Here is a 24837-nt window from a genome sequence, read left to right on the forward strand (position 1 = left end):
TCAATCTCGAGGTAGAAGACCCGCGTTTCGAACTGGCTCCTCTAAAGCTTTCTGTTCGTATCCCGCGCCTTGATAAGAGAGCAGCTCAGTGTTTGATGTCGCTATTCTAATATCGCCAGCTCTCACGATTTCAGCAGCCTGTCTTGGAGCGACGGAACCTGGCCTGAATTCCGCAAGATCCTTTTCATTCCCCAGGACCGCAAAACCGTCCGGGAAAATTGCCCCGCCAGCCTGCTTGGCCGCTTCAACGATATCATCACCGAATTCAGGAAGGTTCTCCAGAGAATGTGCTTCGGGCGCTTCCGCTTCGATGTAGGCGAACACGCGCTTTGCGATCTCCAGGTCAATTGCCAGGCCATTGAACCAGCGGAACGTTGTTTGTTTAAACGCGACCCTTCCATCCTTGCCAACCACGAAAGATTCCGGCGCAATTTCTTCACCAAGGATCCAGGTGCGGTCGAGCCAGACAACAGTCGAAAAACTCTGCTCGGACGGACGCCACGCACGCGCGCGCGCAGCCTCTCCAACTTCCGGTCCGAAAAGAAGGGTTAGCACGCCGCAGTAGCTTCCGAACCGCACTCCGGTGGGATCAGATCGCTCTTCGGCAGCTGACCCTTCGACAGTTGTCGGATCGGCTGCATCCGTATGGTGGACGAAGATTTCTGCCCCTTTTACCGGTGTCATCCAGCTTCCGACAGAAAAGCCGTGAGAGGCAATCCAGCTGCCGATCTTGCGACCTAGATAAGGCTCAACCTGATTTTTGTAACCGTCCTCAACGCGTTCATTGAACGCCTTCTTCGAGGTACCCTTTGTTGCCTTGGATTCGGCCAGTGCCACAAAGAAATCATTGCTGCGGCTGAAAATGAAATCGGGAGATCGAGCTGTCGGCTTCTTTCCGTGCACCACATGGCTTTCAAAATGATCGACCCATCGATATCCGTCGCGGGCCATATGAAGATAAGCGATGCCGTCTCCCACCAGCCCCGTCATTGCCTTCCTGACATAGTCTTTCAGATCTCGAGATGAGTCCAGAAGTGCGAAGCGTTCCCCTTTTTCATCAACGTGGCGAGCGATCAGATGCCTGCAAAATGCTACATGAGCTCGCGCTGCTTGCTGGTCCATTCGGCGCCGACTCGAGCATTGGGCCATCGCCCCATACAGTTCTGCTGGCGTAAACGACAACTCCATGCTTCCAGGCTCCCGGCCCATGATCAATCGCGAAGACGTCGGCCGGTGTGCACTGACCTGTTTCACGCTCAAGAGTTTACGCTTTGCTCGCCACATGGAGTGCCCTCGTTAAATTCTCCGGTTCGGCCTTAAGCTGTTGCGATGCATCTTGACCAAGGATCGAAAAGTTGTCAGCCGGAAACTTTCACAATCTATCGCATTTAATGGTTTATAATCAACGGATTAGTCCCCCGCGGCGTTATGATGTCGCTCTCAAGGACTGGTTGTTCGCCCTTAGCAGCGCAAACAGCATCGGGCCAAGCGAAAATTCCCCTCGCCGCGCCTTCGACGTCAAGTCTCGGAGATAACCGCCGGCCGAGTTTATATGTCCTGCACGTTCATAAATGCAGGCGATAGCAATCGCTGCCGCCGCTTGCCCCATGACTTCGCAGGCCTCCTCATATGCCGACGGACTGACGCCGAGCGTCGAACGAGCAGTTACGGCCGCGGCCATCAACTCCCGCCAATTCCCGATCGATCCTCCGGGGCCGAAGTTCCCAATTTCGGGGCATGCCCTCAGAACCATCGACAACGGGAAGGTCTGCGGCTCGTCTTTCAGCTTAGGCCGGCTGTTTGGCTCAGGTCTTTCCCCCGGCTTCTTTTCGAAGCGAGGTTCAAGTTCATGGATAGAGTCGGTATTTGAATTCTGTATGTGGCAACCAGATGCGATGTCATTGCCATCGGTTTTTTTGGATTCTTCTCGTGTTTCCAACATCCTGGACACTTCCTCGTGCAGAAGCGTCATTTCGTCGAGGCTCGATTCCAGGTCGCCAAGCGTTGGCCTCCTCTTAAACCGCCCTACGATGTTGATAAAGGCGTCTTCCGCAGCATGCCAGTCGCCAGCAACGCCTTCCGTTAAGCCGACGGTGATAAGCTTTCGAACATCTCGCCGCACGATCGTCAGCCGATCTTTCACTAAGCGGTAGCGGCGCTGCTCGGCCGCAACCTCCTGGGCCAGCGCAGCGAATTCAGCGGCGCGGCTTACAAGAGGGGCAAGGTTAAACCCATAGGCATCTTCAATTCTGCCCTCATCGTCTTTGCGAGCATATCGCTTTCCATTCGGGCTGTCCTTGCGGATGATGATGCCCGCCTCGACCAAGGCCAAAAGGCATTTACGCAATGTGGTTCCGGCTATGCCGTTTGCGCGCGCGGAGAGCTGGGCGTTGGATGGAAAAACGACGAGGCTGCGATCGGCGCTTAATTCGGTGGCTGGAAAGAACGACAAGAGAGCGTTCAAAACAGCGAGCGCGCGATCATGAATGCCGAGCCTAGAACGAGCGTCCCCGACGTCCCGAAAGACACGCCACTTATCCACCGAGGCTTCCGCCGGGGCCTGTTCAGTTGCCTGTTGACGCCGCACCAGGGCAAGCGTCATCGGCCGCCGCCCAAAGGGCGTCGTTAAATAACCAGTTTCCATGTCCTTCACCTTTCACAAGGCAAAGAAAAGGCTACGCCGGATCGACGTTGACTCTTGACTGTGATTCCAGGAAGTGCGATTCTCTAAGCGACCAAACTGAGAGAGGCCTTCTGGAACACCGTTTCGGAGGGCTTTTTCTTTGCGCTACGGATACCTTTCTTTGTTTCGCTTCATCTACTGCCTCGTCTTTTTGAACGATGCATAGATTTCGGGCAGGGCCGACATCAGGTACTCGCCGAATTCCGGCGCCGCCTTCTTGTCGATCATCAGGGTCAGTGTCTTTTTATCCTGTCTGAAGCTGGCAGCCTTGACGCCATCGTCGGCCTGCCAGACTTCCGTTTTAAACTTAGCGCTTTTCGTTTTCTTCGGCGCCACCGCATCAAAAATACGGGCAAAACGTTCGTCCGAGGCCATGGACATGATTGCTTTGTCAGAAAGCAGTGCACGCGCCGTTTCAAGTGCTCCATCTGCGCTCAGTCGTGAGGACAATTCGTACCAGCGATCACGCCCTGTTTTCGGAGCGGCACCGATGAGGCGAATGACGTCGGCTGGCAACTGGGTCGCCGCTTGGATAAGCCGCGACAGGTTGCTCTTATCAACTGCAAGCGCGGCCATGATAACGGAGCGCTGATATCCATTTGCCTCAAGCTGCGCGGCATAAAGTGCCCGCTCGATGAAGGAGAGATCTTGGCGTGCGCTGTTTTCCTGACCCTGAGCCAGGACAAGCTCGTCGTCCGTCAGAGACCTGATCGCGGCTGTGATCTTGACGCCTGCCGCCTTGACTGCGCGCAAGCGGCGGCGGCCATATGCAATCTGATAACGGCCCTCTATCGTCGGATGAGGGCGGACAAGAATTGGAACCTGCTGCCCGTTCTCACGAATGTTGCGAGCAAACTCTTCGAATTGATCGTCATCTTCGTCGAGCCGATCCGTAACGGCCGGCGCATCGATCAAATCAGGATCGATCTCGGTCAAACCCTGAGACTTCAGAGCCTCAATCGAACGAGATACCGCCCCGATTGCACCCCTTGGGGCGTAATGGGGCGGAGCCGCGACTGTAGAGGTTGACTCACCCGTGTGGTCCGTCGAAGTCAATGAAGCCTTGAGCTCCGAGAGAAGATGTTTTCTAGCCATCAACTTTCCTCTCGCGTTTGGCACAATTGATTGTCTCCGCGCGCCCTAGAAGGGGAGGGGGGGACGAGTTTCCGGCTGGCAACTTGCCGCGAAGGATCGATTTTGCGGTCGGGGCGGGCCTCATTTGCGACCCCACGATGACTGGATAAGCTGCTCAATCTCGCTGTTGACGTTGTCGAGCGACTCCATTGCTCGATCGTAGGTCGCCCTCGTAAACTGATCGCGGCTCACTTCGTAAAGTGTCTGCTTGGTGATGCCAGCGTCAGAAACGGCCGTGCTCTTCAGCATAGGGTGATTTAAGACATGATCGCCGAACATGGTTCGCATAAACGACACCATCTGATTTTGCGGTCCATCACCCGGCTCATACCGGGTGACCAGGTAACGCATCCAGTCATAATTCATGCTGCCCCCGGCATCTGCGACCACGCTTAGAAGCTCGGAGGTCATCAGGAGGAACTGGCACATCGACATGACATCGAGCATCTGCGGATGGACAGTAACAAGAACCGCCGTCGCCGCGCAAAGAGCCGAAATGGTCAGGAAGCCGAGCTGCGGAGGGCAATCAACGACAACGACGTCGTAGTCATCAGCCACGGACGCAATCGCGTCATCCATTCTCGTAAAGAAGATATTCTTCCGATCATTGGAGCTTAGTACCTTTGCGGTATCGTGTTCGAACTCCATCAGCTCGAGATTGCCGGGGACAAGATCCAGATTCGGGAAGTAGGTCTTCTTGACGACGTCCCTCATAGGTCGACGTTCTTCATCATAGCGAACGGCCCCGTAGAGCGTCTCATTGTCCTTGACGTCGAACTCTGGCTGGAACCCGTGAAGCGCGGACATACTCGCCTGCGGATCGAGGTCTATTGCCAAGACCCGATAGCCATTCAGAGCAAGATATTGAGCGAGGTGCGCGGCCGTCGTCGTCTTGCCGCTACCACCCTTGAAATTGACTGCCGTGATAACCTGAAGATGCTCACTACCGGAGCGCCTTGGCGAATAACGGCGGTCACCCTTGCCGTTCTCGTCGAGATACTCGCGCAGCGCCTGAATGGTGTCGACGGAGTAGGAACGGCGATTGTTATTGCCGATCTCAGGCTGAGGCCCTTTTCCTTCGATTGAAAGATGGCGGAGATACCCGTCGTTTACTCCAATGAGCTTCGCCGCCTCGGTTGACGAAAAAGACCGGAGCGTCTTGCGTGCCTCCGGCGGGTACAGCTTGATGCGATGCTCGTGCAATGCGCCAGAGAGGTCTCGCGCGTGGGCCGCTATCAGTTTATGAATAGCTTTTTGAAGCTGGGCGGGATTTTCCACGTCGTCCTCTCGTACACACGGTAATTTTCGTAAACACACCTTTTTGCCGTCGATAGGACAACCCATTCCACCGCGTTTTGCAAGAATTTTAAAGTTAACAAAGTCTTAACGCGATTTGCTGGTTTCGAACGTCTCCCGGACTCATTGTTAGATTCCAGCGGGTTACCGCAAGAAGCGAAGAGTTAACTCTGCAGATCTTTCCTGTGACTCAATCGCCACCGTCCAGCGAAAATAGAGTGTCAGGGGCCGAATCGCAGCAAGCCTGACGGAATCACTTGCACACTACGAGATGCAAATTTGCACCTCGACAATCTGCGATCTTCACGGTCTGTCTCTTCACACACTCAAACGAGGAGACGGTTTCCCCCATGCTTCAATCGCACTCCCGCCTTGTCCGCAAATTGCAGGATGCACTTGGTGAGCGGCTTTGCATTGCCCTTGACGATCCGACCGTCGTTGAAATCATGCTCAATCCGGACGGCAAACTCTTCATCGAACGCCTGGGCCACGGCGTAGCTCCGGCTGGCGAGATGGCCGCGACAGCTGCCGAAACGGTCATTGGTTCGGTGGCGCACGCCCTCCAGTCGGAGGCCGACAGTGACCGCCCGATCATTTCGGGTGAGCTTCCCATCGGAGGTCACCGGTTCGAGGGATTGCTTCCACCAGTGGTCGGCGCGCCGACGTTCACCATCCGTCGTCGCGCGTCGCAGCTCATCCCCCTCGAGGACTATGTGAACACAAAGATCATGACGGACGCGCAAGCAGCGATCATCCGCAGCGCTATCGCCAACCGGCTCAATATCGTTATCGCCGGCGGAACCGGATCTGGGAAAACGACACTTGCAAATGCCGTGATTGCTGAAGTCGTGACCGCCGCACCGGAGGATCGGATTGTGATCCTTGAAGACACCTCCGAAATCCAGTGTGCCGCAGAAAATGCCGTCAGCCTCCACACGAGCGATACCGTCGATATGGCCCGGCTTCTCAAGAGCACAATGCGCCTGCGACCAGATCGCATCATCGTTGGAGAAGTCAGAGATGGTGCAGCTTTGACTTTGCTAAAAGCGTGGAACACCGGCCACCCGGGCGGCGTGACGACAATCCACTCAAACACCGCGATGTCGGCGCTCCGGCGCCTCGAGCAACTGACAGCAGAGGCAAGCCAGCAGCCGATGCAAGCGGTCATCGGCGAAGCGGTCGATCTGGTGATTTCGATCGAGCGCGCCGGCCGGGGGAGGCGGGTGCGGGAGGTCCTTCATGTCGAGGGTTTCAGCGGATCCCGTTATCAGACAGAGCACTATCCGCAAATCGATGAGGACAGCCATGCCGCATAATCGCTCCCTTCGTTTGGGAATAGCCGCCGCGTTCATTTGCGCATCGATTGCCGCTCCGGCGTTTGCGGGTTCAGGAGGGAGCCTCCCGTGGGAGGGCCCACTCGAACAGATCCAGGAATCAATCACCGGGCCGGTCGCGGGCTATATCGCGCTGGCCGCCGTCGCGATCGCTGGTGGCATGTTGATCTTCGGCGGCGAGCTCAATGATTTCGCACGGCGGCTGATGTATGTCGTCCTTGTCGCCGGCATCCTTCTCGGTGCCACCACGATTGTCGGCCTCTTCGGTTCGACGGGCGCCTCGATCGGGATTGGGCAATTCGCAGGCCAACCCACAACGCCGCCCACCAGCGCGGAAGGGGAGGGGGGCAATGGCTGAGCCAAGGGTCAATCTCCACCGCAATCGGGTCCACCGCGCTCTTTCGCGCCCAAACCTCTTGATGGGTGCTGACCGGGAGCTTGTGCTCCTGACCGGGCTTGCGGCGGTGATTTTGATTTTCGTCGTGCTCACAGTCTACTCGGCGCTCTTCGGGATATTGATCTGGATTGTTATCGTCGGCGTCCTGCAAATGATGGCAAAAGCCGACCCAATGATGCGGCAGGTTTATGTGCGCCACATGCGATATCGGCCGCATTACCTGCCAACGTCTTCGCCCTGGCGACAGTTCTGAGGGTTTATGATGGTTGCTTTGCGCTCATTTCGCTCCGCCGGCCCATCGTTCTCGGAACTCGTCCCTTATGCGGGGATCGTCGATAACGGAATAATTCTTCTCAAGGACGGCAGTCTGATGGCGGGTTGGTACTTTGCTGGCCCGGACTCTGAAAGTGCAACCGACTTTGAACGCAATGAGCTGTCCCGGCAGATCAACGCGACCCTGTCGCGGCTGGGTTCGGGCTGGATGATCCAGGTCGAGGCGGTCCGCTTCCCGACTATCGACTATCCTTCGGCTGACCGAAGCCATTTTCCCGACGCCGTTACGCGCATGATCGATGACGAGCGACGCAACCACTTCGCGCGGGAGCAAGGGCATTTCGAAAGCCGGCACGCCCTGATCATGACGTATCGACCGCCGGAACGACGCCGCTCCGGCCTGACCCGCTACATATACTCGGACACCGAAAGCCGCACGGCGAGCTATGCCGATACCGTGCTGGAGACGTTTCGGCGGTCGATTCGCGAGATCGAGCAATACCTTGGAAATTCGGTTTCGATTCAACGCATGCTCACCCGCGAGGTGCCGGAGCGTGGCGGCGCCAGGGTTGCCCGCTATGACGATCTTTTTCAGTTCATCCGTTTCACGATCACTGGCGAAAATCATCCCATTCGGCTGCCTGAAATCCCCATGTATCTCGACTGGCTGGTAACAGCGGAGATGGAGCACGGCCTCACTCCGCGGGTTGAGAATCGTTTCCTCGGCGTCGTGGCGATTGATGGACTACCGGCGGAGAGCTGGCCGGGTATCCTCAACAGCCTCGACCTGATGCCTCTGACCTATAGGTGGTCGTCACGCTTCATCTTCCTCGACGCCGAAGAAGCAAAGCAGCGGCTGGAGCGCACGCGCAAGAAATGGCAGCAGAAGGTTCGACCGTTTTTTGACCAGTTATTCCAAACGCAGTCCCGCTCGATTGATCAGGACGCAATGGCGATGGTCATGGAAACAGAGGACGCGATTGCCGAAGCGTCCTCACAGCTCGTGGCGTACGGCTACTATACGCCAGTGGTCATTCTCTTCGACGAGAGACTGGAGGCTCTGCAGGAGAAGGCTGAAGCTGTCCGCCGCCTCATCCAGGCCGAAGGATTTGGTGCGCGCATCGAAACCCTGAACGCGACCGACGCCTTTCTCGGAAGCCTGCCGGGGAACTGGTACTGCAACATTCGGGAGCCCTTGATCAACACCCGTAATCTGGCAGACCTCATCCCACTCAACTCGGTCTGGTCGGGAAGTCCGACGGCGCCATGCCCGTTTTATCCGCACGATGCGCCGCCGCTGATGCAGGTAGCGTCTGGTTCGACGCCGTTTCGGCTGAACCTGCATGTCAACGACGTCGGCCACAGTCTGATTTTCGGTCCGACCGGCTCGGGCAAGTCCACCCTTCTTGCGCTGATCGCAGCGCAGTTTTGCCGCTATGAGCAAGCCCAGGTCTTCGCCTTTGACAAGGGTAACTCAATGCTGCCTCTAACGCTCGCTGTCGAGGGCGACCACTACGCGATCGGCGCCGAGGACGGGGAGGGTGCTAAACTCGCCTTCTGCCCGCTTTCGGATCTGTCGAGCGATGGGGATCGCGCCTGGGCATCCGAGTGGATCGAAACTCTCGTGGCCTTGCAGGGTGTTACGATCAATCCGGACCATCGCAACGCCATTTCCAGGCAGATCGGCTTGATGGCCGCAGCGCCCGGCCGATCGCTTTCCGATTTCGTCAGTGGCGTCCAGGCGCGCGACATCAAGGACGCGCTTCATCACTATACGGTCGACGGGCCAATGGGACAGCTGCTCGACGCAGAGCATGATGGCCTGGCGCTCGGCCGCTTCCAATGTTTCGAGATCGAACAGCTTATGAACATGGGTGAGCGAAACCTCGTGCCGGTCCTGACCTATCTGTTCCGCCGCATCGAGAAGCGCCTGGACGGTTCGCCGAGCCTGATCATCCTCGATGAGGCTTGGCTGATGCTGGGTCATCCGGTTTTCCGGGACAAGATCAGGGAGTGGCTCAAGGTTCTGAGAAAGGCCAATTGCGCCGTCATTCTCGCGACGCAATCGATCTCAGACGCCGAGCGTTCAGGCATTATCGACGTCCTGAAGGAATCCTGCCCGACCAAGATTTGCCTCCCAAATGGTGCTGCCCGGGAAACCGGTACACGGGAGTTTTATGAGCGGATCGGCTTCAACGAACGGCAGATCGACATCGTCGCGAACGCCATCCCCAAGCGGGAATATTATGTGACCTCGCCAGACGGCCGCCGGCTTTTCGACATGTCACTTGGTCCGGTTACGCTGTCTTTCGTCGGCGCGTCCGGGAAATCCGACCTTGCCCGCATCCGGGCGCTTCAATCCGCCCATGGCAAGGAGTGGCCGGGGCAATGGCTCATCGAAAGGGGGATCAATCGCTATGCGTAATGGCAGCCGGTTTCAAAAAACGCTTAGGGCAATCGCCACTGTCTCCATAAACCTCGGCCTCGCATTGTCACCGACTCTATCCTTCGCCGGCTCCGCGGCCGGCGGCGCTACAGAGTGGACGCAGCTTCTCAATAATGGCGAGCTGATCTCGCTGGTCGGCCAATCCGGTACCCAGATCGAAAACCAGATCAAGCAGATCACCCAGCTTGCCGAGCAGATTCAGAACCAGCTCAACATTTACCAGAACATGCTGCAGAACACTGCGCAGCTTCCAAACCATATCTGGGGAGAGGTCGAGAACGACCTCGATCAGCTGCGAGACCTCGTAGATCAAGGTCAAGGCATCGCGTTTCAAATGAGTAACGCGGACGACCTGCTGAAGCAGCGGTTCAAAAGCTACGCTGATCTAAAGACGAGCCTGCCTAATGCTGAGAGCTTCTCGTCGACCTATCAAACCTGGTCGACCACGAACCGGGATACGATTTCGAGTACTCTCAAAGCCGCAAGCCTGACCGCTGATCAGTTTGACAGCGAAGAAGAGACGATGAGCGCGTTGCGCTCAATGTCGCAATCGGCCGACGGCCAGATGAAGGCCCTGCAGGTTGGCCATCAGATTGCTGCCCAACAGGTGGCCCAAATGCAGAAGCTTCGGGGGATTGTCTCGCAGCAGACGACAATGATGGGAACCTGGCTGCAAAGCGAACAGACCGACAAGGATCTTGCCCAGGCTCGCCGCGAGAATTTCTTCAATGCCGATGTCCAGTCGGTCCCGACCGGGCAAAAAATGGAGCCGCGCTGGTGACCAGAACCGTTCTGATCGTTTCCGTCCTTGCAGGCGGCTGCGCCCTCGTCGCTGTATCTGCCGTAATCTTTGCCCAAAACAGGACCACCGCTGCGCCTGAGATGAGCGGAGAGCAGCGCGCCGCACGTGAGAAGTTCTTCGGGACAGGCAAGGATCTGTCCCCGATTGAAAAGGGGCAGGAGATGCGGCCGAGATGGTGAGGCGTGATTTGACGCGGATCTTCCTGCTTGCCGGCGCGACCTGCATTTTCTTGGCGGCACCGGCCATTGCACAGCAAGGTCAAGTCCTCACGGAATTGGAGAACCAGGTTTCCACGGCCGCAAAAGGCTGGGAAACCACCATTATGGATGCAGCACAGTCGCTGTTCTGGATCCTCGCCGGGATCGAAGTTGGCATCGCGGCGGTGTGGCTCGCGACGCAGGCCGCCTCTCTCGACAGCTGGTTTGCCGAACTTGTCCGCCGCATCATGTTCATCGGCTTCTTCGCGTTCGTCCTGACCCAGGGGCCAACCTTTGCCAAGGCGGTTGTCGATAGCCTCTTTCAGATCGGCGCTGGCGGCGGATCCGCATCGCCCGCCGAAGTCTTCGACGCCGGGATCCGCGTTGCATCCCAGATGTCGGAGCAGGCGAAATTCGGGGTCTTCGAAGACAATGCGCTTGCAATCGCAGCTGTGCTCGCGATGGGCATCGTCGTTATCTGCTTCTCGCTCGTGGCTGCGATTTTCGTATCCGTTATGGTCGAGATGTATGTGGGGCTTCTCGCCGGCATGATCATGCTTGGACTGGGTGGATCGTCGTTCACCAAGGACTTCGCCATTCGGTATCTTGTCTATGCCTTTGGCGTCGGCATGAAGCTGATGGCGCTCGTGATGATCGCCAAGATCGGCTCAAATGTTCTTCTTGGTCTCGCGCAGGCACCGACGGCCGAATCCGATCAATTCATCACAACGCTGGCGATTGCCGGAATCTCCGTCGTTGTTTTCATAATCGCTCTGTATGTTCCCAACATCATTCAGGGCGTGGTGCAGGGGGCCTCCGTGTCCGGTGGGATGGAGACGATCCGCCACGGCGGCCAGGCCGCTTCGTTTGCGGCGGGCGGAGCCTTCCTCGGTGCTGGTGCCGTCGGAGCAGGGTTTGCGGCGGCGCAGGCTGCGAGGGCCGGAGGGGCCTCCGCATCGGGCGCGGCTCTTCGAGGCATGGGAGCCGGCTTCACATCCGGCGCAATGGCGGCCGGATCAGCAGCTAAGGATAAGGCGATCGGCTCTCCCGGCGCTTATGCCGGATCGATCTTGGGCCTCGCGAACGCCAAGCTTGATCAGGCTCGCGGCAAATCATCGTCCTCCACTCCGCCGCCAGAACGGCCGGATAAATCTTAACAATCAGACAGGAAACGAGCATGGCAGCGCAACGCGCACCGGATAATCCATATCTTGCGGCGAGACAGGAATGGTCTGAGCGGTATGGCTCCTACGTGAGAGCCGCCTCTGCATGGAGGGCTGTCGGAATCTTGAGCCTGGCTATGGCCGTCATAGGTTTCGGCTATGCGCTGTATCTGAGCACGCAAGTGAAACTTGTGCCCTACATCGTCGAGGTCGACAAGCTCGGCAACACAGTGTCGGGAGGTTTCCCGCAACAGATCGAATATGCCGACGCCCGGGTCGTGCGCGCCACGCTGGGGAATTTCGTTGCAAGCTTTCGCTCCATTACACCCGATGCGGTGGTTCAAAAGCAATATATCGACCGCACTTACGCACTGCTGCGGACAAGTGATCCCTCGACGCAAAAGGTCAATGCCTGGTTCCGCGGAAACTCGCCTTTTGAAAAGGCCGTGAATGCGACCATTGCGATTGAGGTGAACAACATCGTCGCACTCTCCAACCAGACTTATCAGATCGACTGGACAGAATACGAGCGTGACCGGAAGGGCAAGGAAGTCGCAACTCGCCGGTTCCGCGGCATCGCCACCGTCGCGATCACTTCACCGCAGGACGAAGCAACAATCCGGCTCAACCCGATCGGGGTGTACGTGACCGACTTCGACTGGACCGCACAACTCTAAGGGCAGGGAAATGCAATGGGGACCCTATACGGATATGCAGCGGTTGGCTGCTTGCTTGCACTGGGCGTAACGGCCGGCGCACCGACGCCGGCGCTTTCGCAAAGCCTGACCAACAACGAGGTGAAAGGCACCAATCTGTCCGGAAAATGGCGCGGTCAGGCGGGATTGGTCACGCGCGGCCCAGATGGGAAGGTGATCTTCCTCTTCGGCGAGACCCAACCGTCTGTCGTATGTTCACCTCTTCAAGTCTGCGATATCGAGCTACAAGGTGGGGAGATCGTCCGCGATGTTCTGGTTGGCGATACTGTTCGATGGAAGGTCGAGCCGGCTACATCGGGCGCCGCGACCGGGCAAGCAATCCATCTGATCGTCAAGCCCTCCGAACCCGGCCTGGTAACCTCGATGGTCGTCACGACATCTCGGCGGACGTATCATATCCAGCTGAAATCGCATCCCAGCCAATACATGGCACGCGTCGGCTTCGAATATCCGGAGGATGCGTCGACCAAGCTTTCGGACATCAATGCCAGGATCCAGTCGATGAGTGGACCGGGCGGCGGCGTACCGCCGGAACAGCTGGCGTTTTCCTACTCATTGAGCGGCAGCGCGCCTTGGCGACCAAAGCGGGTCTATTCCGATGGCCAGAAGACCTACATCCAGTTCCCGCGCGCAATTTCCGGTCAGGACGCGCCCGTTCTCTTCGTCGTTTCGGGAGGACAAAACCGCATCGTCAACTACCGGCTGAAGAATGACATGATGATCGTCGACTACAATATCGACAAGGCCGTGCTGTTATCGGGAGTTGGCTGGAGGCAGCAGAAAATCACCATCCGGCGGGGAGGCTGAAACATGTTGCGTCGCTGCCTTCTGCCGATTGCCTTTTGCCTGAGCCTTGCGGGTTGTCAAAGCGCAACCGACGGTCTGACCACAAGCGCCGCCTCCGTTGACGTTACGGAGCCGGCAGCGAGCGCGATTGCCGGTGATATGGCGGGGCGCTTTGCCGAGCAGGCCGGATCGACCGCTACGCCGATCAGGCTCAAGAAGGATAGTTCCGATTTTGCCGTCTCACTGGAATCTGCGCTGAAGGGATGGGGGTTCTCCATCATTGGCGACGAAAAGGCCACAAGCGCGAAAGACGGGCCCAAGCCTGTCGAGGTGGCTTATTCGATTGTCGCCTCCGATGGACAGGTCCTCGTCAGGTTGTCGACGGACACGCTTGAGCTCGGGCGTGCGTACTCCGTCACCAACGGCGTCGCGACGCCTGCAAGCCCGCTTTCTTTGATGAAGCGCAACTGAGGCGGAAACGATCATGGTCCAATCTCTTCAGTTGGGAACAAACGGCTCTGCCGACACCCAGGGGATGAAGCGCCTCAATCGCGTCCCACTCTTTCTCGGTATCGGCATCGCGGTCGTTTTTCTTGCAGTGCTCGTGTACGGGCTCTCCTCCCGTGGGCTTCGCTTCGGTCATGACCTTCCGAATGAAGCCGGATCGAATAGTCCGGCGTCCAGTTTTGCGGAACAGATGAAGCGGGGTGTGAAGGATGGTATTATCGGTGATCAGGAGGAACAGCCTGTCTTCCAGCCCACCCCCGACACGAGCAGGACGGTCGTCAACCAACCTGTTGAAGCCGAAGCTAAAGAGGAACCTCGCGACACCCGACGGCCACGCATGGAATCGGATGAGGAATGGAACGCCCGCATGCTGCGCGAGCAGCGAGAACAGATCGCGCGCGAGCAGCAGCGACAGCGCATGGCGAGCCTTCAGGCAAAAGGCGCCGCCATCGACTCGCCGTTGAAGGTCGACATATCGGACATTGCCGCAAAGGGAGGCCATGCCGACAGCACGACTGAGCGCACACAGGGAACGACGGGTCCAAGCGGTGCCTCAGATCTTTATGCTGCAGCGTTGAGAGGGGGCATAGCTGGACAAGCCGGGGATCCCAACGGCCAGGCTTCGAAAGAGGATTTCTTCAATGCTGACATCAAAGAGCTTGGCTACCTGCCCAATCAGGTCGTGCTGCAGCAGTCTCGATACGAATTGAAGCGTGGCTCAGTCATTCCCGCTACCTTGATCACCGGCATCAATTCGGACCTACCTGGCCGGATCACTGCCCAGGTGAGCCAGAATGTCTATGACAGCGCGACGGGTCACTTCCTGCTGGTGCCGCAGGGGACGAAACTCTTTGGACGCTATGACAGCAAGGTTTCCTTTGGCCAGAGTCGAGTCCTCGTGGTCTGGACCGACATCATCTTCCCGAATGGGTCTACGCTGCAGATCGGCGGCATGGCAGGGACCGACTCTGAGGGGTATAGCGGCTTCCGCGATAAGGTGGACAATCATTATCTGCGGACATTCGGCTCCGCTGCGCTCGTCGCTCTCATCGGGACAGGCATCGACATGGCGGTACCGGAAAGCTCGACACTTGCCACTCAGGATACGGCGTCGGATGCAGCCCGGCGAAATTTCGCGGAAACTTTTGGTCGGGTTGCCGAGCAAACGATCTCTAAAAACCTGAATGTGCAGCCGACGATCAACATTAGGCCGGGCTACCGGTTCAACGTGATCGTAGATCAGGACGTCATTTTCCCGAACCTTTATTCGAACTAAAAATGACTGGCCAGCCTCCGGCCTCGTTGCGCTTCACTCAATTTACCGAGTCAAATGGGAACCGTGTTAATTGAGGTGCAGATTTTGGTACGGCTGCCAAATCATTACCTTTGATATTGTCGTTCGCTCCAGGATTCATAAATGCTTGACTTGCGCATAAACCTGTTGCCAAATTGTGATTGGCAACAGGTTTATGTAGCAGAACATGTTAATCGGCTACGCGCGGATTTCGAAGAACGACGGCCAGGAGGCGGCAACCCAGATAGAGGCGCTCTGGGAAGCCGGTTGCGAACGTGTATTTGATGAAAAGGCATCAGGTGCTCGATGGGATCGGCCTGAGCTTCATCGGTTGCTTGACCAGCTGCGCGACGGAGACACCCTCGTCGTCTGGAAACTCGACCGACTCTCCCGTTCGCTGAAGGATCTTCTCCATATCCTGGACAAGGTGGAAGCAGCCGGCGCCAGCTTCCGGTCGTTGACCGAAGCCGTGGACACTTCGGGCCCGGCGGGTCGCATGATGATGAAGATGCTCGGGGCATTTGCCGAATTCGAGCGCGCCATGGTACGCGAAAGAACTCGCGCGGGATTGAATTCTGCTCGTGAACAAGGCCGCGTTGGAGGCCGACCGCCGAAATTCAATGATGAACAGCGCGCAGAAATCATCGACATGCTCGAGGCCGGCCGGAAACCGGCCGATGTGGCACGGCTGTTTCGTGTGCATCGAGCAACCATTGCGCGGCTGACGGCAGCGATGAAGTTTGAACAGGATGAAGATTCGGACGAGGCGCGTACGGTCGGGGTTTCCTTGCTGTCGCCCAAATCCAGCGCGGACAGGAGACCTCCCCATGTTAAATGAGCGAGCCAGCATCGAAGAAATCAGAGGGTTTTATGCCCGCCTCATGGCGGCGGCCAGCAGATCGTCTGATCCGCGGCTTGAGAGAGCTTTCGAGGCTGTCCCTCGCGAAGCTTTTTTCCCTCCCGGCCCTTGGAAAGTCATGGTTAACCTCCGGTACTTTGAGACGCCGAGCGCTGATCCAGTCTACCTCTATCAAAATGCCCTCGTGGCGCTGGATGCACAAAAGGGGATCAATAACGGCGAACCTTCGCTTCATGCGGCATGGATAGGAGCGGTAGCGCCACAGCGCGGGGAGGCCGTCACGCATGTCGGCGCAGGAACCGGGTATTACACCGCGATCCTGTCAATGCTCGTCTTGCCCACAGGCAAGGTTACCGCATTCGAAATCGACGGGAACCTGGCCGGAGAGGCCACGCAGAACCTCGAACCGTTTGAAGGCGTAGATGTCATCACGGGTGATGCTACGAGGAAGCGGTTGCCGCTGTCGGACGTGATCTACGTGAACGCCGGCGTGGCCGCACCGCCGACCGAGTGGTTAAGGGCGCTGAAGCCCGGCGGACGGATGATCTTTCCGTGGCGACCGAGCGAGGAGGTCGCGCTGACATTGCTGGTGCGGGCAGAAAACGGGGGCTTTAGCGTCACACCCCTGATGCCTGCCTGGTTTATTCCATGCGTGGGCGCGTCGAGGGAGGTCACTGCTTCCATGTTGCCAGCCAGTTTTCCGGAAGCTCGGTCCATTCGCTCGCTGTGGAGAACGGCCGATCGCGCCCCTGACGAAAGCGCGATAGCCATCTATCCCGACGTTTGGTTCTCCACCGAGCCTGCCAGTGCGATCCATTGAAGTTAACTTTGGCAATCTCCTGGAGCCAACTTGGGAAATGACCCTCGCCCGGTGGGTAATGCGCTGCGCAAAGTTCCGGAAGATATCCTCGCGGGTATTTTTCCGTCCCGAAATCGTCGCGGTCGCTATCATCTTGCGCTAATAGCACCGATACCATTTCACATCCTTCCGTGAAACCGAGCCTTGCGGCCGATCCTCCATCATCTGGCAGCAATCGGCCCGGCCTCGTGTCGTTTCGCTTTCTTCGGCGAGTTCCTCGTAGGATGACACTAACCGGGATGGCTCCCCTCGTCTTCGCTGGTCTGATCCACGTTTTCCCGGAATGTCTGGTCGCAGCCTTCGCGATCTGTTGGCAAAGTTTACCACTCGCTGCCAGTGAGAGTTCATCCGTTGCAATTCTGTAGTGGCGTGGTAGAGCCGCAAGCGCTATAAGCCCTCTCGAGGTAGTACGCGCTATCTCGCGGGCTTAGTAACCCGAGCATGTCGGTTTGGCGTCCGCCGTTAGGACGTCGAATTCCTCGACCTATGGTCGGGGAGCCATGGACTCATGTCCAGGTTCCTCGGAACTAAAGGTCCATGGGCCGGCACATGCTCGGTTACTAACTCCCCGATCGCCAGGGGTCAGGAACAATGCGGGGGCGTACCGCGCATTCGTTTGGGAGGAGCCATGTCCAAAGAGGAAAATGGCACGATTGAAGACGTAGACCTTCGTCCACTCGTCGGGTTGCTGGCAGGTGTACCTGAACGGATAATAGAGGGACTAACCGTCGAAGCGATCAAAAAGCACCGTGATCTGGTGGAAAAGGCTGAGATACTGTTTCAGAACTTACCGACTAACGCGCAAGGCGGCATCGACGGGAATGACGCGGCTCAGATTGACTATTTCGCAGCGGCCATCGAAATGCACGCCCAGATGTCCGCTCTGACGACACTCTTGAAGATCCTCGGTCGGACACCGAAAGTCTGACCGCACCTGATCAAATCAACCCACGGCGTATCGCCAAGGCAACCAGTTGCGTGTTATTGCACAGATCGTAACGTCGCCGCGCGTCCGCCAGGGCTATCCGAACGGTGTTGTACTTGACGTTCTCGATATCTGCCGCGTCTTCAACCGTTTTACCCTGTTCAAGCCACCGGACGTAAGTGGCCTCTTTCGGGCTAAGGTAGACAGTTTCCTCGATCGAGGGCTGCACTTTAAGCTGGTCAATACGAGCGTGTAATTGCGCTACCGCTGAAGCGGCCACTATCGCATCAATGTCGTTCTCAGTAGACAGGTTGGCCTTGGAAGACGCAAAAGTGAGCATTGAAATCGCACCGTTGGGTGTCGCCACCGGGATCGAGACGCCGGACCGGATATCATATTCGCTCGCATCTGCGAAAAATCGCCGCTCCTCTTTGCTCAGCGAGGCCTTTTCTGATTCTCCGGACCACGCGAACGCGCGACGCCATTTCTGGGCCTGGCGCACGACCGGGTCCAGGTGCCTGAAATTTTCCTGGTAATATCGCTCTTGCCATTCCGCCTGATAGTTTGAAACTGCAAAAGAATGACCGGGTCGGAGGTTGACGAACGCATATCCGGAGAAGTCGAACCGATCGGCAAGCTGCGAGAGTGCCGCTTCGAGGGTACTTTGATCTCGAGCGATCGCAGTAATGTCCAATAGTCTTTCGAGCCAATGGGCCATCGACAACCTCACTGTATTTTTAGCACTGCAACCCCACTTCGCCCGACCGCGAAGCGCTGGCTTGCAGCGCGCGCTAACAGTGATGAGCGACCAGGCGGCGCATCGCAAGTTGCATTGAGTGACCGATTATCAGATACAATGAGACGGTTGTAGCGCGAGAATGTACGATTGCAAAGATTTAAAATGGCGTCCTGCTAGGCGAAATTCTATACGCTTATCTGCCACGAGCAGCTGGTCTATTGGCCGTCCCAGAACGCCGGATATGCGATTATTTCTGTCCGCCGATTCGCGACAGGTCAATTCTGATCCCAGCGTCGGCCGCGCTAGCGGGGTTGGATGTCGACGCAGCTGTCTGACCACCAGGATCGGACTCAGGCTCGTCCGGCGGGCGGCCGGTTTTGGGGATTGCTTCGAAGAAGGTAGGACCGCCAGGGTCATCTGCCCTGAACACATTGCTCCCTTCAAAACTGCCGGTCCTCCAGGCATAGATGGCGTCATCCAGCATTTGCGGTAGAAGTTCCGTGTTGGTCGGGTGCCCATACCATTTGGTAACGATCCGGGCAATTTTTGCAAACATGGCCGTGCCGGTCCGAAGGTTCTCGCAGGTGTCGAAGATGATCGCCCTTAGTTGCGACGCATCGCTTGCTCCGATCCCCGCCGGAAACTGCGTCAGGCCGACCCGCACGACTGCATGACCCACATATTCCTTCACGACTTCGAGCGCCTCGTCCGCCGAGCGAGGCCTCGGTATCAGTACGAGACGGCCGTTCTCTTTGACGGTGATAGCAAGTGGATCGTCGCTCCCGACAGCCGCCACAAACTGCTCGACAATCGCCGGGGGGAGGGCAGGATCCGCACACGTATCGATGAAACCGGCATCCATGGTTTGCTCCAAATCACGTGTTGAAAGACATCACGAGCGGCTTGCCGAACAAGCGAGCCCAAGCCTCAGCGCTGGCGCGTTGGATTGAGACGATACTTGTCCCCTTGGTCCACCATCCGTTTCCGACCGCGACTATGAGGTCGGGATCGTGCAACATCGACTGGAGAACGGGCCAAACGATCAGCTGCTCGTAGCAAATGAGCGGTGCAACCCGATATCCGAGCACCTCGGCCACCGGATTTGCGAAGAAATGTGCCCGGGCGCCGCTGCCTTTGCCGATCAGCGGAAGCCACGGCTGCCACATCGAGCCTGGGACCGGCATTCGCTCACGATAGAGAATTTCGCTGCTCTCGGCCGAGATCCGTACGAGGATATTGTCGTATCCTTCGGCGTTGATCATCGCTGCGCCTGCGACGACTGTAAGGCCGGTTCCCGATAGCTGCTGGCGCCACAAACGATCCACCGAGGATGTCCATAAGCCTAGTGCGCTCTCGGGCAACACCACGATGGAACGGCCGGAAACGTGTTGATCGAAGACTGTCGCGGCGAGATCACGATGGCGAGAAAGACTTCCATCCCGGCCGAGACTGCTACCGAGCTGCAGGTCGACTGCTTGCCAGCTTTTGGGCCAATCTTCCCGGTCTGTCGCCAATGCAGCCGGTCCAAGCCATAGGCCTGCGAAGGCGAAGGCCGCAGCTGGCCAGCATCGTGTCGACATAATCACGAGGCCGGCCGCCATTGACACAAGCCCGCCCCAGCCCCACCCGGGGAACAGGATGCCTGCGGCCGTGATCGGATGGGCCCATCCGACGATGCCGAAAGGGGGCACAGCCATCAGCAATATGGCCGCGAAGTACCGTAGGGCCCTCCGCCACCCAGCGTGTGGCGTCCACACGACTGTATGGACAAACACGAACCCGGTGGAAGCGGCAATCCAAAGGATCAAACCCGGCCAGAGATCCGACTGGTAGAATGCGGCGACGCCCTGTGGCAGTCCGCGCGATGCGGCGAGGAAGTAGGCTGTGGATACAGCTGCCGCGCAATGCCGTCTTGGCGCCAATGACCAGATTAGCGGAAAGGCCGCTGACAAAGGAAGTGCCGAGGCCTGGCCGCTCCAGGCGATGAAACCGACAGCTCCTGACGCAACGATGAGGGCGAGAGCGAGCTGGCATTCATGGCGCAAAGGTCAGCACCTCGCTCGCCAGACCGAGAATGCCCTCTTCGGGAATCGGCCCGAAATATCGCGAGTCCCAGGACCCTGAGAAAGCCGAATGGAGAAAGATCGAGCGGGCCGGAACCACGCCGCCTTCATACGGTCGTAGCGGACGGCCTCGACCGTCGCGGGCTAGAGGTCGCGACGAGGGAATGACGCGTCCATCCACGCTCACGCCGGAGGCGACATCAACCTGCTGGCCGCCAACAGCTATGATGGTTTTGATCAGCGGGCCGAAGCCACCCGGACATAGCCCTGGTCGCAGATAGCCTCTGGTCTTCCCGTCCATGACGGTTGCGGTTGTGGGAAGGCAAACGAATACGGTGTCGCCGACCTGAGCGGCACGATCAAGCAACACGATTCGCCAGATTCCAAGCGGCTCGCTTGGCGTGGTGTTAACCCGCAGCCGGCCGGCGAGCCCGCCCACAGACACGATGAGTATGAAGCCCGCGAACGCAGCAAGGAGGAGGAGAGCCCCACGTTGTTGACGTTGGTAAGTCGTGGTTTCGATCATTTCAGCGACAGCCCCTTTGACTGGGTCTGGCGAAGCGTTTCCGCATGCTTCAAGGCGACGGCCGATCGCTCGTGGGCGGCGAGTTGCTGAACCGTCCGCATTGTGTCCCAGGCTGATCTAAGCTCGCTCTTTTGCGCTTGCTGCATCCCCACGGACAAAGATTTGAACGCTTTTCCGTCAGCGGTCTTGGCAGCAAGAGGAAGGAAGGCTCGCTCCCCAAAGCGCTCCGCCACGATCTTGGCGAACCCTTCCAGTTCAGCTTTTACCATTTTATCGGCAAGGGCGTATTCGAGGCCGGCTGGCAGGTCGTTTCGATCGATTGCATCGCGCACCCGCTCGAGAACCTGGTGCGCCGAGGCAGACAAGGCAGGAATATCGAGCGAGAGCTTGCTGCGAAGAGCCCGTTCCTCGGCTTCGTATCGGGTTGCGGCTTCCGACCGCTTTGAAATAAAACTCTCAAGATCGCGGGCAAGCGCGGGAGCATTGATGAGGGCGTTGTCTCGCGCCTGTCGATCGGCGCGGCCGGCAAACAAGCCGGTCTTTCCTTTCAGCGATCCGAAGCTTTCAGGCTGCTCGGCGATCTTGATGATCGTTGCCTTCGCGGCGGCCCCATCGACCAGCATGGCGTCGACGTTGACTGCTTTGAACGCTGCCTGCGGGTCGGCATAGATATGATGGAAGCGCGCGGAGACCTCTTGCCAATCCGCCTTCAGGGCAGGGTCGGCTGAAAGCTTGTCTTCGATCGCCTGACCGATCGAATGCGGGAAGATCGTCGTACCGGACACCATGGGCTTTCCCTCCTTGATCGCGGCTGAGGTGGATGGGTCGAGCTTTGTTGTCCCCAAACCGAGTTTGGCGGCCACAGCAGCAAGACGAACGCCAAGCTCGGCGAGCCTCGACGATTGGCGAATGGTCCATCGGAGCTGGTCGTGCGCGATCGTGCGGGCGATATTGACGAGGTGGAGACCGCGGGCTTCGGCAAAGCGAAGCGCCTGGGCGTAGAACCGGCCAGCGGCATAGTCCAGCGTCGTTTCCTTCGCATTGGAGCGGGACAGGATCGGCACGAGACCGCCAGCCTTGGCGAAGGATCTCCGCCCATAATAGACTGCGAGATCCTCGCGGTGGCGCGTCATCGCCACATAGGTCAGATGACGATCAAGCGAGAGGGAAGCTAGCACCTTGACGTGATCGACGGTGGCGCCCTGGCTTTTGTGGACGGTCGTGGCATAGCCATGATCGATGTTGTTGTAGAAGCGCTGCTCGACGGTGACCAGCCGAGGGTTTCCAGCACCACCGATCTGCACGACGAGGCGACCCGGGGCGGCATCCACGACTTTCGCCAACATGCCATTCTTGACGCCAAGCGAACCCTCATTCTTGAGGAATACGACCTGATCACCGGCGGCAAAATTTCGGTTCCCGTCCGCAGTTTTGAACGAGTGGCCGATATCAATAATCCCCCTGTCGACCAGTTTCCCCCGTGCCAGCTGGTTCAGCATCCGGATATCGCGACGCAGATGGGCAAGGATTAGTGAAGACTTGGTCGGATCGTAATCGCGGCTCCAGTCGGAGATCAAATTGATGACGGCATCCGTCTTCAGCTCTGAGCCCATCAGCTTTCCATTGGCGCGATAGGCATCGACCGCTTTTCCGACCCTGCCTCGGGCGAGATCGAGTGACGCGTCGCGCATCCATCGCTCGCGCTGGCGATAGATGGTCTCCAGTTCGGCGTAACCGATGCGGTCGGCGATCGCGCGGAAGGCCGCACCCGCTTCGATCGGCTGGAGCTGTTCTGGATCTCCGACCAGGACAAGCTTCGCGCCGGCCTTTGTTGCAACTTCAACGAAGAGCGCCATCTGCCGGGACGAAACCATTCCGGCCTCGTCGAGGACGAAGACGGTTCTGTCGTCGAGTTGGCTGCGACCTTGGCTCCAGCGCAATTGCCAGGACGATAAGGTGCGCGAGGCAATCCCCGCTTCGCTCGAAAGTCCTTCGGCCGCCTTTCCGGCGAGGGCACCGCCGACGACGCGATAACCGGCGCTTTCCCAGGCCTCGCGGGCCGCCTTCATCATCGTCGTCTTGCCCGCACCTGCGCGACCGATCACAGCCGCGATCCTCTCGTGTCCTGCCACATGCTCGATCGCTGTTCTCTGCTCGTCCGACAGGCGCTCATGGCGGGCGAAGACGGACTTGAGAACCAGGTCCCTGACGCGGTGAGACGAGCGCTGCGACAGCCAGATCGCCCGGTTTGCCATCTCGGCTTCGATCCGGATCAGCTCGCGCGTCGTGTATTTTGCCGGTGCTTTCACACCCGTCACGAGGTCCATGCGCTCGCGATCCAGCCGGAGCGTCTGCGGGCTTTGCAGGATCCGCACCATCAGGGTTTGAAAAAGCGCGACATCGTCGATATAGCGATAGAGGATCTTGGCGATATCGCGTTCGTCGAAGACGCTTTTTTCTCGTGTGACCAGGTCGAGCACGATCTCTGGATGGCGTTGAATCCGCCGGGCGTTCTGCGCCCGCCGCTCCTCCTGCAGCTCAAGCCGTTCCAAGGCAAGGCCGATCTTGGCATCCTGCGCTTTCCGTTCGATCGCTTTGGTTCCGACGCCGAGATGAATCGTCGGCGTGAGCTCGATACCCTGCTTTTCGAAGGAGCGCCCGTCTATGCGGATGTCCATTCCGGCAAGCGCCAGATGCCGGTTATGGCAGGCGAACCATCCGTCCCGAAACACGTTGAAATCGTCGGCACTGCCGGCCCAAAGTTCGTAAACGATCTTGCCGGCGTCGTTTCGAACCGGCTTGCCATCCGGCCCGATAACCGCCACCTTTTTAGCTCCGAAACCATCTTCCGTCAGGGGCCGCAGTGTTGTCATCAGGTGGATATGCGGATTGCCGGGCGCGTCGTGGAAAACCCAGTCGGCGACCATGCCCTTGGCGGTGACATGCCGTTCGACGAAATCGCGGACAAGGGCGATGTTCTGGTCCGCGGTAAGTTCGATCGGGAGAGCGATCGTGACGTCCTTGGCGAGCTGCGCATCAGCACGTTTCTCAAAAGCCTCGACCTTGTTCCAGAACACTTCGGAGGCGCCCGATATCGATCGGTCCGCAATCATCGCCCGCACCCATGCTGGAGCATCCTCGGGAATGACGAACTCCTCGTGGATGAGGCCAAGCTTGCGGGTGTAGTCGATCGTCCGTGCTTCGCGCTCGAACTCCATCTTGGCGCAGTGCCGATAAGCCGCCGACAGCACGGCACTGCGGCCCGAGCCGCGTGCGACGATGCTGACTGAGAAATGCGGAACGGCCACGGCGCGAAGTCCTTTTTATCGCGAGTAAAATCAAGGCGTTCTCTCAGAGGCGCGGCCCCGCCGGGGCATCTTCAACAGCACGTCGCGGCAGCGACGTATAATTGCGCCCTTTGATCCGCTCCTTCGGAACGGCGGGATCATTCGCCAAAAGCTGACGCTTTGGCGAGGTGCAAAATTGCACCTTTCCAGCGGAAGAAGACTTGGTGCAGGCTTCGGCCTCATCAGACCAGCAGTTGAGAGGAAGCGAACGCCTATGAAAAAGCCTACAGCGAAAATCCGTGAAGAAATCGCGCGCCTGCAGGAGCAGCTCAAGCTGGCAGAAACGCGCGACGCCGAACGCATCGGCCGTATCGCCTTGCGCGCGGGCCTTGGCGAGATCGAGGTCGAGGAGGGGGAGCTTGTTGCAGCGCTCGAAGAGGTAGCGGCGCGGTTTCGGCGCGAGACGAAATCCGCTCACGGGCGAAAAGGTCCCGCCACGCCGCCGAACGGCACTGGCGATGCTGCGGGCCAGTCTTCTGAGGGCTGAACGG

At 58.3% G+C, this 24837-nt stretch carries 24 protein-coding genes; 15 read left to right on the forward strand and 9 right to left on the reverse strand.

Going from position 1 to position 24837, the window contains the following annotated elements:
• The 4 genes from GA0004734_RS24595 to repA all read right to left on the reverse strand — a co-directional run bounded on the left by GA0004734_RS24595 (position 1) and on the right by repA (position 5095).
• On the reverse strand, positions 1 to 1122 hold the full coding sequence (locus GA0004734_RS24595) for a hypothetical protein (protein ID WP_234882109.1): 1122 nt from the start codon (positions 1120 to 1122) through the stop codon (positions 1 to 3).
• A gap of 304 nt (positions 1123 to 1426) precedes the next feature.
• A complete protein-coding gene (repC, locus tag GA0004734_RS24600) occupies positions 1427 to 2644 on the reverse strand; it encodes a plasmid replication protein RepC (protein ID WP_080823900.1) in 1218 nt (405 codons plus the stop codon).
• A 174-nt stretch (positions 2645 to 2818) separates the two neighbouring features.
• A complete protein-coding gene (repB, locus tag GA0004734_RS24605) occupies positions 2819 to 3778 on the reverse strand; it encodes a plasmid partitioning protein RepB (RefSeq protein ID WP_080823899.1) in 960 nt (319 codons plus the stop codon).
• Positions 3779 to 3898: 120 nt separating this feature from the next.
• The gene (repA, locus tag GA0004734_RS24610) at positions 3899 to 5095 is read right to left on the reverse strand and encodes a plasmid partitioning protein RepA (RefSeq protein ID WP_003501703.1); all 1197 of its coding nucleotides are present in this window, start codon (positions 5093 to 5095) and stop codon (positions 3899 to 3901) included.
• A 368-nt stretch (positions 5096 to 5463) separates the two neighbouring features.
• Between repA and trbB the strand changes: the two genes are divergently transcribed.
• From trbB to GA0004734_RS24680, 14 genes are all read left to right on the forward strand, one after another.
• A complete protein-coding gene (gene trbB, locus GA0004734_RS24615) occupies positions 5464 to 6429 on the forward strand; it encodes a P-type conjugative transfer ATPase TrbB (protein WP_080823898.1) in 966 nt (321 codons plus the stop codon).
• Entirely contained in the window at positions 6419 to 6805 is a 387-nt protein-coding gene (locus GA0004734_RS24620; RefSeq protein ID WP_035243728.1) for a TrbC/VirB2 family protein, read from the forward strand. Before trbB ends, GA0004734_RS24620 begins: the two co-directional genes overlap by 11 nt.
• The gene (locus GA0004734_RS24625; protein WP_080823897.1) at positions 6798 to 7097 is read left to right on the forward strand and encodes a conjugal transfer protein TrbD; all 300 of its coding nucleotides are present in this window, start codon (positions 6798 to 6800) and stop codon (positions 7095 to 7097) included. The genes GA0004734_RS24620 and GA0004734_RS24625 overlap by 8 nt, the downstream gene beginning before the upstream one ends.
• Positions 7098 to 7106: 9 nt before the next feature.
• On the forward strand, positions 7107 to 9542 hold the full coding sequence (locus GA0004734_RS24630) for a conjugal transfer protein TrbE (RefSeq protein ID WP_092938694.1): 2436 nt from the start codon (positions 7107 to 7109) through the stop codon (positions 9540 to 9542).
• A complete protein-coding gene (trbJ, locus tag GA0004734_RS24635) occupies positions 9535 to 10344 on the forward strand; it encodes a P-type conjugative transfer protein TrbJ (protein WP_080823896.1) in 810 nt (269 codons plus the stop codon). The genes GA0004734_RS24630 and trbJ overlap by 8 nt, the downstream gene beginning before the upstream one ends.
• Positions 10341 to 10544: an entry exclusion protein TrbK gene (gene trbK / locus GA0004734_RS24640; protein WP_080823895.1), complete on the forward strand. Its 204-nt coding sequence runs from the start codon at positions 10341 to 10343 to the stop codon at positions 10542 to 10544. Before trbJ ends, trbK begins: the two co-directional genes overlap by 4 nt.
• Positions 10538 to 11719 carry a P-type conjugative transfer protein TrbL gene (gene trbL / locus GA0004734_RS24645; protein ID WP_080823894.1) on the forward strand — a complete coding sequence of 394 codons (1182 nt, stop codon included), beginning with the start codon at positions 10538 to 10540 and terminating at the stop codon, positions 11717 to 11719. Before trbK ends, trbL begins: the two co-directional genes overlap by 7 nt.
• A 20-nt stretch (positions 11720 to 11739) precedes the next feature.
• Entirely contained in the window at positions 11740 to 12402 is a 663-nt protein-coding gene (locus tag GA0004734_RS24650; protein WP_003501718.1) for a conjugal transfer protein TrbF, read from the forward strand.
• Between the two features lie 15 nt (positions 12403 to 12417).
• Positions 12418 to 13248: a P-type conjugative transfer protein TrbG gene (gene trbG, locus GA0004734_RS24655; protein WP_003501721.1), complete on the forward strand. Its 831-nt coding sequence runs from the start codon at positions 12418 to 12420 to the stop codon at positions 13246 to 13248.
• 3 nt (positions 13249 to 13251) lie between these two features.
• Complete coding sequence (gene trbH / locus GA0004734_RS24660; RefSeq protein ID WP_080823893.1) at positions 13252 to 13698, forward strand: conjugal transfer protein TrbH; 447 nt, start codon at positions 13252 to 13254, stop codon at positions 13696 to 13698.
• 13 nt (positions 13699 to 13711) lie between these two features.
• Complete coding sequence (gene trbI / locus GA0004734_RS24665; RefSeq protein WP_080823892.1) at positions 13712 to 15010, forward strand: IncP-type conjugal transfer protein TrbI; 1299 nt, start codon at positions 13712 to 13714, stop codon at positions 15008 to 15010.
• Between the two features lie 205 nt (positions 15011 to 15215).
• Positions 15216 to 15866: a recombinase family protein gene (locus tag GA0004734_RS24670; protein ID WP_080823891.1), complete on the forward strand. Its 651-nt coding sequence runs from the start codon at positions 15216 to 15218 to the stop codon at positions 15864 to 15866.
• The gene (locus GA0004734_RS24675; protein WP_080823890.1) at positions 15856 to 16707 is read left to right on the forward strand and encodes a protein-L-isoaspartate O-methyltransferase family protein; all 852 of its coding nucleotides are present in this window, start codon (positions 15856 to 15858) and stop codon (positions 16705 to 16707) included. Before GA0004734_RS24670 ends, GA0004734_RS24675 begins: the two co-directional genes overlap by 11 nt.
• A gap of 667 nt (positions 16708 to 17374) precedes the next feature.
• A complete protein-coding gene (locus GA0004734_RS24680) occupies positions 17375 to 17674 on the forward strand; it encodes a transcriptional repressor TraM (RefSeq protein WP_080823889.1) in 300 nt (99 codons plus the stop codon).
• 10 nt (positions 17675 to 17684) lie between these two features.
• Here the strand turns inward: GA0004734_RS24680 and traR are convergent, their stop codons facing one another.
• The 5 genes from traR to traA all read right to left on the reverse strand — a co-directional run bounded on the left by traR (position 17685) and on the right by traA (position 24307).
• On the reverse strand, positions 17685 to 18389 hold the full coding sequence (gene traR, locus GA0004734_RS24685) for an autoinducer-binding transcriptional regulator TraR (RefSeq protein WP_003501732.1): 705 nt from the start codon (positions 18387 to 18389) through the stop codon (positions 17685 to 17687).
• A gap of 268 nt (positions 18390 to 18657) precedes the next feature.
• Positions 18658 to 19272, reverse strand: a complete 615-nt coding sequence (locus GA0004734_RS24690; RefSeq protein WP_080823888.1) for a TraH family protein — start codon at positions 19270 to 19272, stop codon at positions 18658 to 18660.
• 13 nt (positions 19273 to 19285) lie between these two features.
• Positions 19286 to 20422, reverse strand: a complete 1137-nt coding sequence (locus tag GA0004734_RS24695; protein ID WP_234899609.1) for a conjugal transfer protein TraB — start codon at positions 20420 to 20422, stop codon at positions 19286 to 19288.
• A gap of 22 nt (positions 20423 to 20444) precedes the next feature.
• Positions 20445 to 20999 carry a conjugative transfer signal peptidase TraF gene (gene traF, locus GA0004734_RS24700; protein ID WP_080823886.1) on the reverse strand — a complete coding sequence of 185 codons (555 nt, stop codon included), beginning with the start codon at positions 20997 to 20999 and terminating at the stop codon, positions 20445 to 20447.
• Complete coding sequence (gene traA / locus GA0004734_RS24705) at positions 20996 to 24307, reverse strand: Ti-type conjugative transfer relaxase TraA (protein ID WP_080823885.1); 3312 nt, start codon at positions 24305 to 24307, stop codon at positions 20996 to 20998. The genes traF and traA overlap by 4 nt, the downstream gene beginning before the upstream one ends.
• A gap of 253 nt (positions 24308 to 24560) precedes the next feature.
• Here traA and traC point away from each other — a divergent pair, with 253 nt between their 5' ends.
• Positions 24561 to 24833, forward strand: a complete 273-nt coding sequence (gene traC, locus GA0004734_RS24710) for a conjugal transfer protein TraC (protein WP_003501743.1) — start codon at positions 24561 to 24563, stop codon at positions 24831 to 24833.
• Positions 24834 to 24837 lie beyond the last annotated feature (4 nt).

It is taken from the genome of Rhizobium sp. 9140, assembly GCF_900067135.1.
Lineage (GTDB): Bacteria > Pseudomonadota > Alphaproteobacteria > Rhizobiales > Rhizobiaceae > Ferranicluibacter.